This is a genomic window from Mesorhizobium sp. M7A.F.Ca.CA.002.04.1.1, from assembly GCF_004022805.1.
GTDB classification, from domain to species: Bacteria; Pseudomonadota; Alphaproteobacteria; order Rhizobiales; family Rhizobiaceae; genus Mesorhizobium; species Mesorhizobium ciceri.
Map to the genome: position 1 here is coordinate 1 of NZ_RZPL01000057.1, position 14,458 is coordinate 14,458.

At 64.2% G+C, this 14,458-nt stretch carries 12 protein-coding genes; 4 read left to right on the forward strand and 8 right to left on the reverse strand.

Going from position 1 to position 14,458, the window contains the following annotated elements:
* A partial coding sequence (locus ENZ75_RS05170) for an FAD/NAD(P)-binding oxidoreductase (RefSeq protein WP_164887733.1) occupies window positions 1-708 on the forward strand: 708 nt, incomplete at its 5' end.
* A 30-nt stretch (window positions 709-738) separates the two neighbouring features.
* Here ENZ75_RS05170 and ENZ75_RS05175 read toward each other — a convergent pair.
* Window positions 739-2,016: a 4-aminobutyrate--2-oxoglutarate transaminase gene (locus ENZ75_RS05175; RefSeq protein ID WP_013527918.1), complete on the reverse strand. Its 1,278-nt coding sequence runs from the start codon at window positions 2,014-2,016 to the stop codon at window positions 739-741.
* A 244-nt stretch (window positions 2,017-2,260) separates the two neighbouring features.
* On the opposite strand from ENZ75_RS05175, the gene ENZ75_RS05180 reads away from it, so the two are divergent.
* The 3 genes from ENZ75_RS05180 to ENZ75_RS05190 are packed head-to-tail and all read left to right on the forward strand — an operon-like array spanning window position 2,261 to window position 7,571.
* Entirely contained in the window at window positions 2,261-3,400 is a 1,140-nt protein-coding gene (locus tag ENZ75_RS05180) for an efflux RND transporter periplasmic adaptor subunit (protein ID WP_063169983.1), read from the forward strand.
* Entirely contained in the window at window positions 3,397-4,476 is a 1,080-nt protein-coding gene (locus tag ENZ75_RS05185) for an efflux RND transporter periplasmic adaptor subunit (protein ID WP_024503446.1), read from the forward strand. The genes ENZ75_RS05180 and ENZ75_RS05185 overlap by 4 nt, the downstream gene beginning before the upstream one ends.
* Entirely contained in the window at window positions 4,473-7,571 is a 3,099-nt protein-coding gene (locus ENZ75_RS05190) for an efflux RND transporter permease subunit (protein ID WP_063169982.1), read from the forward strand. The genes ENZ75_RS05185 and ENZ75_RS05190 overlap by 4 nt, the downstream gene beginning before the upstream one ends.
* Window positions 7,572-7,583: 12 nt before the next feature.
* Here ENZ75_RS05190 and ENZ75_RS05195 read toward each other — a convergent pair whose 3' ends face one another.
* The 7 genes from ENZ75_RS05195 to ENZ75_RS05225 all read right to left on the reverse strand — a co-directional run.
* Window positions 7,584-7,898: a hypothetical protein gene (locus ENZ75_RS05195; protein WP_063169981.1), complete on the reverse strand. Its 315-nt coding sequence runs from the start codon at window positions 7,896-7,898 to the stop codon at window positions 7,584-7,586.
* Window positions 7,899-7,943: 45 nt separating this feature from the next.
* Complete coding sequence (locus tag ENZ75_RS05200) at window positions 7,944-8,693, reverse strand: ABC transporter ATP-binding protein (RefSeq protein ID WP_013527922.1); 750 nt, start codon at window positions 8,691-8,693, stop codon at window positions 7,944-7,946.
* Window positions 8,690-9,535: an ABC transporter ATP-binding protein gene (locus ENZ75_RS05205; RefSeq protein ID WP_063169980.1), complete on the reverse strand. Its 846-nt coding sequence runs from the start codon at window positions 9,533-9,535 to the stop codon at window positions 8,690-8,692. The genes ENZ75_RS05200 and ENZ75_RS05205 overlap by 4 nt, the downstream gene beginning before the upstream one ends.
* A gap of 10 nt (window positions 9,536-9,545) precedes the next feature.
* A complete protein-coding gene (gene nikC / locus ENZ75_RS05210) occupies window positions 9,546-10,466 on the reverse strand; it encodes a nickel transporter permease (RefSeq protein ID WP_013527924.1) in 921 nt (306 codons plus the stop codon).
* Window positions 10,463-11,530 (reverse strand): ABC transporter permease, encoded by a 1,068-nt coding sequence (locus ENZ75_RS05215; RefSeq protein ID WP_013527925.1) that lies wholly within the window; start codon window positions 11,528-11,530, stop codon window positions 10,463-10,465. Before ENZ75_RS05215 ends, nikC begins: the two co-directional genes overlap by 4 nt.
* 18 nt (window positions 11,531-11,548) lie before the next feature.
* The gene (locus tag ENZ75_RS05220) at window positions 11,549-13,192 is read right to left on the reverse strand and encodes an ABC transporter substrate-binding protein (RefSeq protein WP_027161780.1); all 1,644 of its coding nucleotides are present in this window, start codon (window positions 13,190-13,192) and stop codon (window positions 11,549-11,551) included.
* 261 nt (window positions 13,193-13,453) lie between these two features.
* Window positions 13,454-14,458: lytic murein transglycosylase (locus ENZ75_RS05225; RefSeq protein WP_128277943.1), on the reverse strand; the 1,005-nt coding region annotated here is incomplete at its 5' end.

Sequence of the window (14,458 nt, forward strand, 5' to 3'; positions counted from 1 at the left end):
GTGGCGCCGGTGGTGGCGAGCCACGTCCGGCAACGGCTGGAAGCGACGGGCGTGCGCATCCTCACCGGCACCTCGATCGCCGGGCTCGAAGGCGAAAACGGTCATGTCGTGGCCGCGATCACCTCGTCAGGCGAAAGACTGCCGGCGCGCATGGTCATTGTCGGCATTGGTGCCGTGCCGAATGTCGAACTGGCACAGGAAGCTGGCCTCGGCATCGCCAACGGCATCCGCGTCGATCACCAGATGCGGACTTCGGTGCCGGAGATTCTCGCTATTGGCGATGCTGCCTCTTACCGTCACTGGTTCACCGGCGGCGACGTGCGGCTGGAATCGGTGCAGAATGCCACCGACCAGGCGCGGCTTGCCGCGCGCACGATATCAGGCCATGCCGACGCCTATTCTGCGGTGCCATGGTTCTGGTCCGACATCGGCGACATGAAGCTGCAGATGGTCGGCCTGACCGCCGGCGGCGACAGCCATGTCGTGCTGGGCGGCCTTCCCGACAACAAATTCTCGATCTACCACTATGCCGGCGACCGGCTGCTCGGCATCGAATCGGTCAACCGTCCGGGCGACCATATGCTTGGCCGCAAGATGTTGGGCGCCGGCTTCTCGCCGACGCCGCAGACGGTGGCCGCTGGCCCCGAGGGGCTGAAAGCGGCACTGGCTGCTTTCCTCGAGAATGAGCCCGCCAGAGCGGCGGGATAATTCCGTCCCTCAGGCGCGGCACCTTACTGATCAGGCGGCGCAGACTTCGCGGATCGAGCTTTCCAGAATGTCGAGTGCTTCGTTCATGACTTCGTCCTGGATGGTGATCGGCGCCAGGAAGCGGATGACGTTGCCGTAGACGCCGCAGGTCAACAGGATCAGGCCCTTGTCGAGCGCCTTCAACCGGATCGCATTGGCGATCTCGGCTGAGGGCAGGCCCTTCTTGACGTCGTTGAACTCGACCGCGTTCATGAAGCCGAGACCTCTGATGTCGACGATCTCGGGCACGTCGTCGCGGATCGACTGCAGCCGCTGTTTCAGCCTTGCGCCCAGCGTATTGGCGCGGTCGCACAGCTTTTCATCCTCGATCACGTCGAGCACGGCGTGCGCCGCGGCAACGCCGATCGGACTGCCGCCATAGGTGCCGCCGAGCCCGCCGGGGCCGGGCGCATCCATGATTTCGGCGCGGCCGGTGACCGCCGCCAGAGGAAAGCCGCCGGCCAGGCTCTTGGCCATGGTGGTGATGTCGGCGGCCACCTCATGGTGATCCATAGCAAACATCTTGCCGGTGCGGGCAAAGCCGGTCTGCACTTCGTCGGCGATCAGCAGCATGCCGTGCTGGTCGCAAAGCTTGCGCAGCGCAACCAGGAAATCCCGCGGCGCGTCGTAGAAGCCGCCCTCGCCCTGAACCGGCTCGATGATGATGGCGGCGACGCGCGCCGGATCCACATCGGCCTTGAACAACCGGTCGAGCGCCGCCAGCGAGTCGGCGACCGAGACACCGTGCAGCGGCACAGGAAACGGCGCATGGTAGACATCGCCCGGCATGGCGCCGAAGCCGACCTTGTAAGGCACGACCTTGCCGGTCAGCGCCATGCCCATGAAGGTGCGGCCATGGAAGCCGCCGGCGAAGGCAATGACCGCCTGACGGCCGGTGGCATTGCGGGCGATCTTGATGGCGTTCTCGACAGCCTCGGCCCCGGTGGTGACGAAGATCGTCTTCTTCTCGAACTTGCCGGGCAGCATGCCGTTCAGCCGTTCGGCCAGGCGCACATAGCTCTCATAGGGCACCACCTGGTGGCAGGTGTGGGTGAAGCGGTCGAGCTGTGCCTTGACCGCCTCGATCACCCTGGGATGGCGATGCCCGGTGTTGACGACGGCGATGCCCGACGAGAAATCGATATAGCGACGCCCCTCGACATCCCAGATTTCCGAATTCTCAGCCCGGTCGGCATAAATCTGCGTGGTCATGCCGACGCCGCGGGAAATCGATTGGTTCTTGCGTTCGGAAATGGCTGAATTCTTCATCGTATCCCTCACCGGGCCGGCGCCCGTCCTGTTTGATGCCGTTGAGATGTCTTCTGACCTTATTTCACGTTTTCCTCAAGTCGGCACCACCGGCAGGCGATTGGGCCTGCGGTGGGCAGATCCCGGCGCTTAGCCAGTCGGGCGATACACGTACGAGACCGGTTTCCTTTTCCCGGGGATCGACTATCCTCTGGATGGCCGCGAGGCACCGCGATCAGCGAGCGGCCCGCGGTCGGGAGAGCCCATGAGCAGGAACGTGACTTCGCCCGTCTCGCAGCCATCGGTCAAAGCTCCCGGTCTTTTGTCTTTTCCAGCCGCCCCGGCGCTTTTCGCCTGCACGGCGGCGCTGCTTCTGGCCGGCTGTCAGAAGCAGGAAGCGGCGGACAAGAAACTGCAGATCATGGTGCGCACCGAAACGGTGGCGATGGCCGACTATGCGCCAAGGACTTCGCTGACCGGGGTGATCGCGGCGCGTACGCTGAACAATCTGTCGTTCCGGGTCGGCGGTCGCGTCGCCGAACGGTTTGTCGATGTCGGCCAGCATGTCGATCAAGGCACGGTGCTCGCCCGCATCGACCCGCAGGAGCAGGAATCCGACCTGCGCTCGGCGCAGGCCGATCTTGATGCAGCCAAGGCGCAACTGACCCAGTCCGTTGCCGCCTTCGAGCGGCAGAAAACGCTGCTGGCGCAGGGCTTCACCACCAGGCGCGACTATGACGCCGCGGACCAGGCCCTGAAGGTGGCACAAGGCAGCGTCGAAGCCGCGCAGAGCGCTTTCTCCAACGCCCAGCAAAACCTGTCCTTCACCGAGCTCAAGGCCGGTGCCGCCGGCGTGATCACCGCCCGCCAAGTCGAAACCGGCCAAGTGGTGCAAGCCGCGCAAACCGTCTTCACCGTCGCCGAGGACGGCGACCGCGACGCGGTGTTCAACGTGCAGGAGACGCTGATCGCCAAGACACCGGCATCGCCTGCGGTGACGATCACGCTGTTGTCCGATCCGCAGGTCAGGGCAACGGGCAAGGTCCGCGAAATCTCGCCTGCGGTCGACCCGGCTTCGGGCTCGATCCGGGTCAAGGTCGCCATTCCCGACACGCCCGCCGGCATGCCGCTGGGAGCAGCCGTCATCGGCTCGGTAAGCGCCAAGCCGGCGAAGGCGATCCTGCTGCCCTGGCAGGCGCTGACGTCCAGCGGCGGCAAGCCGGCGGTCTGGATCGTCGATCCCTCGACCAAGGCGGTGACGATGGCGCCGGTCGAAGTGCTGGCGTTCAATTCGGGCACGGTCGTGATCGCCAGGGGACTGGACGAAGGCCAGAGCGTCGTCACCGCTGGAGGACAGCTGCTCAGCCCTGGACAGACGATCGAGATATCGGGAGCGGGCCAATGAGCCGGACGCCGCGCATCCTGCTCGGCGTGCTCATGCTCGGCGCGCTGGCATCCTGCTCCAGGTCGGAGGAAAAGCCGCCCGAGATCATCCGGCCGGTGCTGTCGATGGTGATCGAGCCGCGCACCACGCAAGTCTTCGGTTTTGCCGGATCCGTCGAACCGCAGGTCAGCGCCGATCTGGCCTTCCGTCTGCTTGGCCGGGTCGTCTCGCGCGACGTCCAGGTCGGCGACATCGTCAGCAAGGGCACGACGATAGCGGCACTCGATCCGACCGCGCTGGAGTTGTCGCTCCAGGCGGCCAAGGCGGAACTGTCCAATGCCGAGGCGCAGTTCGCCAACGCCGCCGCCAGCGAGGAACGGCAGCGCCAGTTACTCGCCTCGGCCAACGCCACGCAAGCTGTCTTCGACGCCGCGCAGCAGGCGCGCAAAGCTGCGGAGGCAGGTGTCGAGCGGGCCAAGGCCTCGCTTGCCAAATCGCAGGAACAGCTCGGCTATGCCAGGCTGTTCTCTGATTTCGACGGTGTCGTCACCGCTGTCGGCGCCGAAGTTGGCCAGACGGTCTCGCCCGGCCAGACGGTCGTCACCGTGGCGCGCTCGGACCTGCGCGAGGCGGTGGTCGACATTCCCGACCAATTGACCGGTGATCTCGCGGCCGGCACGCCCTTCCAGGTCATCCTGCAGTCGCTGCCGACGATCCAGACCGGGGCTAAGCTGCGCGAGATCGCACCGCAATCCGAGGGCTCGACCCGCACCCGGCGCGTCAGGTTGACGCTCACGGATCCGCCACAGGCCTTCCGGCTCGGCTCCACGGTGACGGCGACCCGCGTGACCAAGGTGGCACCGACGATCGAACTGCCCATGTCGGCGCTGTTCGAAAAGAACGGTTCCGCGAAAGTGTGGATCGTCGACCCGCAGACATCGAGCGTGAACGCACGCGACATAAAGGTCGCGTCGAAGAATGGCGGCACCTTCACGGTGACCGAGGGGCTGGAGGCCGGCATGCGTGTTGTCACGGCGGGCGTCCACAGCCTGAGCGAAGGCCAGAAGGTGACAGTGCCCGAGGGAGGGGCCTCATGAAAGGCTTCAATCTCTCCGACTGGGCGCTCAACCACCGCTCCATGGTCTGGTATTTCATGCTGGTCTTCGTCGTGGCTGGCGTGTTCTCCTACCTCAATCTCGGCCGTGAAGAAGATCCCAACTTCACCATCAAGACGATGATCATCCAGGCCAACTGGCCGGGCGCCTCGGTCAAGGAAACCGTGCAGCAGGTGACCGACCGGATCGAGAAGAAACTCGAGGAACTCGACAGCCTCGACTACACCAAGTCCGTCACCACGGCCGGCCAGACCGTCATCTTCGTCAACCTGAAGGACACCACCAAGGCACGCGATGTCGTGCCGAACTGGATTCAGGTGCGCAACATGGTCAATGACATCGGGGCACAGTTTCCGCAGGGTGTGCAGGGCCCGTTCTTCAACGACCGCTTCGGCGACGTCTATGGCAACATCTACGCCTTCACATCGGACGGGCTGACGCCGCGCCAGTTGCGCGACTATGTCGAGGATGCCAGAACAAAGATCCTGACCGTGCCCAACGCCGGCAAGGTCGACCTGGTCGGCGCCCAGGACGAAGCGATCTATCTCGAATTCTCAACCCGCCAGATCGCCGCCCTCGGCCTCAACCAGCAAGCGATCGTCGCCAGCCTGCAGGCGCAGAACGCGATCACGCCGTCCGGCGTCATCCAGTCCGGGCCGGAGCGCATCAGCGTGCGTGTCGGCGGGCAGTTCACCTCCGAGGAAAGCCTGCGCGCCATCAATCTGCGCGTCAACGACCGCTTCTTCCGCCTGAGCGACGTAGCGACGATCACACGCGGCTATGTCGATCCGCCGACGGCACTGTTCCGTTTCAACGGCCAGGACGCGATCGGGCTCGCCATCGGCATGAAACCCAACGCCAACCTGCTCGAATTCGGCGAGGCCCTGCACAAGGAGATGGACAAGGTGCTGGCCGACCTGCCGGTCGGCGTCGGCGTGCATCTGGTGGCCGACCAGCCGGTCATCGTCGAGGAGGCCGTCTCGGGCTTTACGCGTGCGCTGTTCGAGGCGGTCGCCATCGTGCTCGCCGTGTCGTTCATCAGTCTCGGCATGCGCGCCGGCTTCGTCGTGGCGCTGTCGATCCCGCTGGTGCTGGCCATCACCTTCACCGTCATGGCCTATCTCGGCATTTCGCTGCAGCGTATTTCCCTGGGTGCGCTGATCATCGCGCTCGGCCTTCTGGTCGACGACGCGATGATCGCGGTCGAGATGATGGTGGCGCGGCTGGAGGTCGGCGACAATCTGCGCAAGGCAGCGACCTATGTCTACACGTCGACCGCCTTTCCGATGCTGACCGGTACGCTGGTAACTGTCGCCGGCTTCATCCCGATCGGCCTCAACAACAGCGCCGCCGGCGAATATACCTTCACCCTGTTCGTGGTCATCGCCGTTTCGCTGCTGGTGTCATGGATCGTGGCGGTGCTGTTTGCGCCACTGCTCGGCGTCACCATCCTGCCGGCGACGATGAAAACCAAGCATCACGACCAGCCGGGCCGCTTCACCTCACTGTTCCGGCGCGTGCTTGTCGGCTCGGTGCGCCATCACTGGCTGACCATCATCGCCACCGTGTCGTTGTTTGCCGGCTCGATCGCCGGCTTCGGCCTGGTGCAGCAGCAGTTCTTCCCGCCATCGGACCGGCCGGAGCTGATCGTCGACTGGAACCTGCCGCAGAATTCTTCGATCGCCGACACGCGCGACCAGATGGAGCGGTTCGAGCAGCGGGCGCTGGTCGGCAATCCCGACATCGACCATTTCTCGTCCTATATCGGCCAGGGCGCGGTGCGTTTCGTGCTCGCCTATGACGTGCAGCCGGCCAACCCCTATTTCGGCCAGACCGTCATCGTCACCAAGAGCATCGAGGCCCGCAACCGGGTCAAGCCGGCGCTGGAAAAGCTGCTGCGCGAGGAGTTCGTCGGCACCGACGCCTTCGTCAAGCCGCTCGAACTCGGACCGCCGGTCGGCCGCCCCGTGCAATACCGCGTCGGCGGTCCCGACATCCAGACGGTGCGCGAACTGGCGCAGCAATTCGCCGGTGTCATCTCCGCCAATCCAAAGCTCGCTGCGCCGACCTTCGACTGGAACGAGCCGCAGCGGGTGCTGAGGGTCGACGTGCTGCAGGACAAGGCACGCCAGCTCGGCATCACCTCCTCCGACATCGCCAGCGCGCTGAACAGTACGGTCGGCGGCGCCACCATCACGCAGGTGCGCGACGCGACCTACCTGATCAATGTCGTGGCCCGCTCCCGCGGGGCCGAACGCGGCTCGATCGAGACGTTGCAGAACATGCAGTTGCCGACCAGCACCGGCGAGGCGATCCCGCTCGCGGCGGTCGCCAACTTCCGCTACGATCTGGAGCAACCGACGGTGTGGCGACGCGATCGCATCCCGACCATCACCGTGCGCGCCGGGCTGGTCGGCGACGTGCTGCCGGCCACGGTCGTCAACGAACTGAAGCCATCGGTCGATGCCTTCACCGCCAAGCTGCCGCCGGGCTATTCGATCGCCACCGCCGGCTCGGTCGAGGAGAGCGCCAAAAGTCAGGGACCGATCGCCGCCGTCGTGCCGTTGATGCTGTTCGTCATGGCAACGATCCTGATGGTGCAGTTGCAAAGCTTCCAGCGCCTGTTCCTGGTCGTGGCGGTGGCGCCGCTCGGCCTGATCGGCGTGGTGGCGGCCCTGGTGCCGAGCGGAGCGCCGCTGGGCTTCGTCGCCATCCTGGGCGTGCTGGCGCTGATCGGCATCCTGATCCGCAATTCGGTCATCCTGATCGTGCAGATCGAGGATCTTGTTCGAGAGGGCAAGGACCGCTGGGCGGCGGTCATCGAAGCGACCGAACACCGGATGCGGCCGATCGCACTGACGGCGGCGGCCGCCAGCCTGGCGCTGATCCCGATCGCGCGTGAAGTGTTCTGGGGTCCGATGGCCTATGCGATGATGGGCGGCATCATCGCGGGTACCGCAATCACGCTGCTGTTCCTGCCGGCGCTTTATGTGACGTGGTTCAGGATCAAGGAGCCGAAGGGCCGGGAAGAGCCACCCGTTCTGGAGAGCGGCGAACTGGCGCAAGGCTCAGCCTAAGGCTTTGCCTGATCATTCGTTGTCGTTGGAGGGCACAGGGCGCGACCTGGCGCGTTGCCATGGCGACGATTTCGAGGTGCGCCAAGCGTGCCAGCCTTCTGGCAAGTCCGCCAACGCCTGGATGCTTTCGTCCCGCTGCACAACGTTTTGCAAGCTGACGATCATGATATCGCCTTCGTCAACAGGTCCGGTTTCGCTGTTGTGGAATTGCCAACTGCCGTCGTCATCGTCATGTGAGACGTATGTAATCCAATCGCCGCGGGTAACGACTGCCCTATCCACAAACACCGCGACATTGGGCGGATCCGCAAACTTCCATTCCTCCATGGGAATTCCCCAAGATGGTTGTTCGGCGCAAAAGAGAAAACGAATTCAAGCGGTTCTCACAAACCCGTCGCTGGCCCGCAACAGATTGCGCGTATAGTCCTTGGTCACGCGGCGCTCGACAAGGTCTGCCGCCGCCAGATTCTCCACCGCCTCGCCGCTTTGCATCACCATCAGCCGCTCGCACATATGGGTGATGATGGCGAGGTCGTGGCTGACCATCAGGAAGGTCAGCTTGCGGCGCTTGCGTACCTCTTCCAGCAGGTTGAGCACTTCCGCCTGCACCGAGGCATCGAGCGCCGAGGTCGGCTCGTCGAGCAGCAGGATCGACGGTTCCAGAATGAGCGCACGCGCGATCGCCACGCGCTGGCGCTGGCCGCCGGAGAGCTGGTGCGAATAGCGAAACCGAAAACCGTTGCCGAGGCCGACTTCGTCGAGCGCCCGCTGGATACGCTTTTCGCCGTCGGCAAAGCCATGGATGGCAAGCGGCTCCTGCAGCAGACGGTCGACGGTCTGGCGCGGGTGCAGCGACCCGTACGGATCCTGGAAGACCATCTGCACTTCACGGTAGAAGGCCTTGTCGCGGCGCGCGCCGAGCGTCTTGCCGTTGACGACGATGCCGCCCGATGCAACCGGCGCAAGGCCGGCGATGGCCCGCAGCAGCGTCGATTTGCCGGAGCCGGATTCGCCGACCAGGCCGAAGGATTCGCCCGGCTGCACGTCGAGGCTGACGCCTTTCAGTGCGCGAAAACGGTCGAAGATCACTTCCAGCCTGTCGACGGCAATCGCAGAAGTCATGCCGCCCACTCCGGCTTGCGGTCGAGCACCGGCAGCGGGTGGCGGTCGGCACCGATCTTGGGCATGCAATTGAGCAGGCCGCGCGTGTAGGGATGCTGGGCCTGGCCGAGTTCGGACGCCTTGAGCTGCTCGACCACCTTGCCGGCATACATGACGATGACGCGGTCGCAGAAGGACGAGACCAGGCGCAAATCGTGCGAGATGAAGATCAGCCCCATGCCACGCTCACTGACCAGCCGGTCGAGGATGCCGAGCACATCGAGCTGCACGGTGACGTCGAGCGCCGAGGTCGGCTCGTCGGCGATCATCATTTCCGGACCGGCGATCAGCATCATGGCGATCATGGCGCGCTGGCCCATGCCGCCCGAAACTTCATGCGGATGCAAATTGAAGACGCGAGAGGGATCACGGATCTGCACCGCCTCCAGCATGGCCAATGCACGGTCGCGCGCCTCCGCCTTGCCGACCTTTTCATGGGTGCGCAGCGTCTCGACGATCTGGCGACCGATGCTCATCACCGGGTCGAGCGAATATTTCGGATCCTGCAGGATCATGGCGATGCGCTTGCCGCGCAGCTTCCTGCGTTCGCGTGGCGAGACGGTGAGCAAATCGATGCCGTCGAAGGCGAGCTTGTTGGCCGATATCCGCGCCTGCGGTGGCGTCAGGCCCATGATGGCGCGGCCGGTCTGCGATTTTCCCGAGCCGGATTCGCCGACGATGCCGAGCCGTTCGCGGCCGAGCGAAAAGGAAACGCCGCGCACCGCCTCGATCAGCCCGGTGCGGGTCGGGAAGGTGACGCGCAGGTCGTCTACGTTGAGAAGCGTTTTCGTTTCTCCGCTCATTGGTCGCCGCTCATTGGTCGCCACTCCGCGGATCGAGCGCGTCGCGCAGGCCGTCGCCAAGCAGGTTGAAGCCGAGGCTGACGATGAGGATGGCGAAGCCCGGCGCACCGGCCACCCACCACTGGTCGAGCACGAAGCGGCGGCCGGACGCGATCATCGTGCCCCATTCGGGCAGCGGCGGCTGCGCGCCGAGGCCGAGGAAACCGAGCCCGGCGGCGGTCAGGATGATGCCGGCCATGTCGAGCGTCACCCTGACGATCAGGGACGAAATGCAAAGCGGCATGATATGGCGCAGCACGATGCGGAAGGGCGAGGCGCCCATCAGTTGCACCGCCTTGATGTAGTCGGAATTGCGCACCGTCAGCGTCTCTGCCCGCGCGATGCGGGCGTAGGGCGGCCATGAGGTGATGGCGATGGCCAGCACCGCATTCTCGATGCCGGGGCCAAGTGCTGCGACGAAGGCCAGCGCCAGGATCAGCTTGGGAAAGGCGAGGAAGATGTCGGTGATGCGCATCAGGATGGCATCGGTCCAGCCGCCGGCATAGCCGGCCACCGTGCCGACCAGAAGGCCGATGGGTGCGGCGATGATGGCGACCAGGATGACCACGTAAAGCGTCCAGCGCGAGCCGTAGAGGATGCGCGACAGGATATCGCGGCCGAGATCGTCGGTGCCGAACCAGTGCTCGGCGCTCGGCGCCAGCAGGCGCGCGTTCTTCAGGTCGCCGAACGTTGGCGAATAAGGTGCCAGCACGCCTGCAAGGGCGGCAACGACCAGCAGGGCAATGATGATGAGCAGGCCCAGAAACGCCAACCGGTTGGCGGAAAAGCGCCGCCACGCCACATAGGCGCGGCCGAGCCTTGCCTGCATGCGCGAGGCCGGCCGCTCGCTGAGCAGCCAGTCGCGACGGCTCTGGATGGTGTCGACGCTCATGCGGACTTCGTCCTCGGATCGAGCACCCGATACAGCAGGTCGGAGAGAAGGTTGATGGCGATGAACACCGAGCCGATGACGATGGTGCCACCGAGCACCGCATTCATGTCGGCGTTCTGCAGCGAATTGGTGATGTAAAGGCCGATGCCCGGCCATGAGAAGACGGTCTCGGTCAGCACCGAACCTTCCAGCAGTCCGGCATAGGACAGCGCGATCACCGTCACCATCGGCACCGCTGCGTTGCGCAGCGCGTGGCCCCAGATGATGCGGGTTTCCGACAGGCCCTTGGCGCGCGCCGCGACGATATATTCCTGCGACAATTCGTTGAGCATGAACGAGCGCGTCATGCGGCTGATATAGGCGAGCGAGAAATAGCCGAGCAGCGAGGCCGGCAGGATGATGTGGCGGAAGGCGTCGTAAAAAACGTCCCACTGCCCCTGCATCGCAGAGTCGAGGAGATAGAAGCCGGTGATCGGCGTAAAGGTGTATTCGTAGACGACGTCGAGCCTCGCCGGGAAGGCAACCCATTGCAGCTTGGCGTAAAACAGCACCAGCCCAAGCAGCCCCAGCCAGAAGATCGGCACGGAATAACCGATCAGGCCGATGACGCGCACGATCTGGTCGATGAGGCTGCCGCGCCTGACCGCGGCCAGCACACCGAGCGGCACGCCGAACAACGCGCCGATCAGCGTTCCGAGGGTCGCCAGTTCCGTCGTGGCCGGAAGCGCCCGGCGAATGTCGGTCATGACCGGATTGGTGGTCAGCACGGAGACGCCGAAATTGCCGTTCAGCGCATTCTTCACATAGATGTAGAACTGCTCGATCAACGGCAAATCGAGGCCCATCTCGCGGCGCGTGCGCTCAACCACATTGGCCGGCGCCCGGTCGCCGAGCACCGCCAGCACCGGGTCGATTGGAATGACGCGGCCGATGAAGAAGGTGACCGCGAGCAGACCAAGATAGGTCGTGATCGCAATGACCAGGAAACGGCCAAGCGATGATGCAACAGCGACGGCGCGGGCGCTGCCGCGCCCCGCCGCCACTTCTTTTTCAACCGCGCTCATGCGGCGTGTCCGCGAGCACTATTCCTTGGACACCGGTCCGACGAAGTTGGTGTCGAAGCTCGGGCCGAGCGCAAAGCCCTTGAGGTTCTTGCGCAGGCCGGCCACTTCCAGCTGCTGGTGGATGACGACGAAGGGGCTGGTGTCGAGGATTTTCTTCTCGAGATCCTTGTACATGTCGGCGCGCTTGCCGGCATCCTTCTCGAGCAGTGCCGCTTCCGTCTGCTTGGTCAGGTCCGGAATGTCCCAGGCGTTGCGCCAGGCCAGCGTCTTGGTCTTGGCCCCATCCGAATTGTCCGGGTTCGAGGCAAAGGTCTGGGCGTTGGAGTTCGGGTCGAAATAATCCTGGCCCCATTGGCCGATATAGATGTCGTGGTTGCGGGCGCGGTATTTGGTGAGCGTCTGCTTGCCGTCGCCCGGGATGATCTCGAGCTTGATGCCGGCCTGTCCGAGCGTCTGCTGGATCGATTCCGCCATCCCGGTCGTCGGCTGGCCGGTGCGTACGTCCATGGTTACGCTGAAGCCGTCGGGCAGACCGGCCTTGGCCAGCAATTCCTTGGCCTTGGCGACATCGAGCTTGAACGGATTCTCATCCAATTCGCCGAGCACGCCCTTGGGCAGGAAGGTCTGATGGATTTCGCCGATGCCCTTGAGGATGGTGGAGCTCAAGGCATCATAGTCGACCAGATACTTGAACGCCTGGCGCACCTCCGGCTTGGCGAGGTTCGCGTTCTTCTGGTTGAGGCTGATGTAATAGACCGTGCCCTTGGGCGCGCTGGTGGTGGTGAGGTCGGCGTTCTTGGCGATGGCGTCGAGGTCGTTCGGTTCGAGATTGCGGGCAACGTCGATGTCGCCAGCCTCGAGCGCCAGGCGCTGGCCCGAGCTTTCCTTCATGTTGCGATAAATGACGCGGGCAAGCTTGGCTTTTTCGCCGTAGTAATTGTCGTTGCGCTCGAGAACGACGGCTTCGTTGGCCCGCCATTCGCGCAGCTTGAAGACGCCGGAGCCGGCATAGCCGGTCTTCAGCCAGGCATTGCCGAAGTCATTGTCCCATTTGTAGTCGGCGCTCGGCGTGACCGAAGCGACATGCTCCTTGACCAGCTTGGCGTCGACCACCGAAGCCACCGTTGCCGACAGGCAGTTCAGCACGAAGCTCGGCGCATAGGCCTTGTCGACGGTGAACTGGAAGGTGCCGTCGTCGACAGCCTTGGCCTTTTCGGTGACGTTGTCACCGCTGATGCCAAACTGGCCGATGATGAAGGCCGGGCTCTTGTCGAGCTTGATGACGCGCTCGAACGACCAGGCGACATCGGACGCCGTGATCGGATTGCCGGAAGCGAATTTCAGGCCGGGCTTGAGCTTGAACGTGTAGGTCAGGCCGTCATCGGAGACGGTCCAGCTTTCGGCAAGGTCGCCCTTGACCTTGGAGGTGTCGCTGAGGTCGAGACGGACAAGCAGATCATAGGTGTTGCCGGTGACCTCGGCGGTCGACAGCTCGAACGCCTCGCCCGGATCCATGGAGATGATGTCGTCGATCGCGAAACCTTCGACCAGCGTGTCGGCGGGCGTGACCGCACCGGCGGGCGCGCCGGCCAGAAGCAGCGCCGACATGGCGGCACCCGCGAGCAGGAAGCGAGAGCGTAGAGCAAACTTTTCCATCATCATTGTGATTGTTCCCTGTTTTGTTGTTTGTTGACCTGAGTTCCCGGCTCAGGGTTGCGGAATTTTTTCGGGGCCTGGAGACGGCCCCTCTGCCCACTTACCGTCGTGGTTTTTGTCCAGTTGGTCAACACCATACCCGGCGGCCCCGTGGCGGGCAACGAGCATTTATACGACGGCTCATTGGGCCAGAAAGGCCGGTGGGGTGTCGACGCATAGGCCAGCCAATCGAGGCTGCCGATCGAGAAAAATCTGCTAATTTCGGAGCTATTTCAGCACTGCGACCAGATCGGCGTCAGGAAAGCAGGTGGCGGCGCGGCCGTTCTTGGCTTGCCATATGCCGATCGAGCGGCGGGTCTTGAAGCCGGGCAGGCCATCGGCGCTGCCGACATCATAGCCCTTGGCCTCCAGCGCCCGCTGCAGGGCGGCGATGTCCGAACGGTGCAGCCCGCCGATCGCGCCCCAGCTGCCGGCGAAGTTCTGATCGCCATGGGCGATGCGATCGGCGCCATGGCCGATGAACAGCGCGTACAGGTCGCTGGTGTTGTATTGCTTCAGCACGTAGAAATTGGGCGTGGCGACAAAGGCCGGGCCGCTGCGCCCTGCCGGCATCAGCAGAAAGCCTTCGGCCTTCAGCTCACTCACTGGAAACGGTTTGCCGCCGACGCGCTTGATGCCCATATCAGCCCATTGCGAGATTTTCTTGCCCTGGTCCGGGCCTTCCAGCGAACAGGAAACGCTTTCCGGCACCGTCACCTCGAATCCCCAGCCACGACCCTTTACCCAGCCATAGTGGACGAGATAATTGGCGATCGAGGCCAACACGTCGGGCGTCGAGTTCCAGATGTCGACGCGGCCGTCGCCGTCGAAATCGACGGCATGTTTCAGGAACGAGGTCGGCATGAATTGCGGCTGGCCGAGCGCGCCGGCCCAGGACGATTTCATCGCGCCGACCGGAGCCAGCCCGCGCTCGACGATCTCGAGTGCGGCAAGCAGTTCGGTGCGGAAGAAGTCCTTCCTGGTCGACATGAATGCCTTGGTGCCCAGCACTTCGAAGGCGTCATAAGGCATCTTCGCCGCGCCGAATCCGGTCTCGCGGCCCCAGATCGCCAGCAGCACTTCGCCCGGCACGCCATAGCGCTTTTCGATGGCCGCAAGTGTCCTGGCATTGGCGGCTTCGCGCGCGCGCGCGCCCGCCGTCACCGCGCGAACCGTCTTCTCGGCGAAATAGGCGCCGGGTGAGCCGAATTCGGCCTGGTGCTGCTTCTGGGG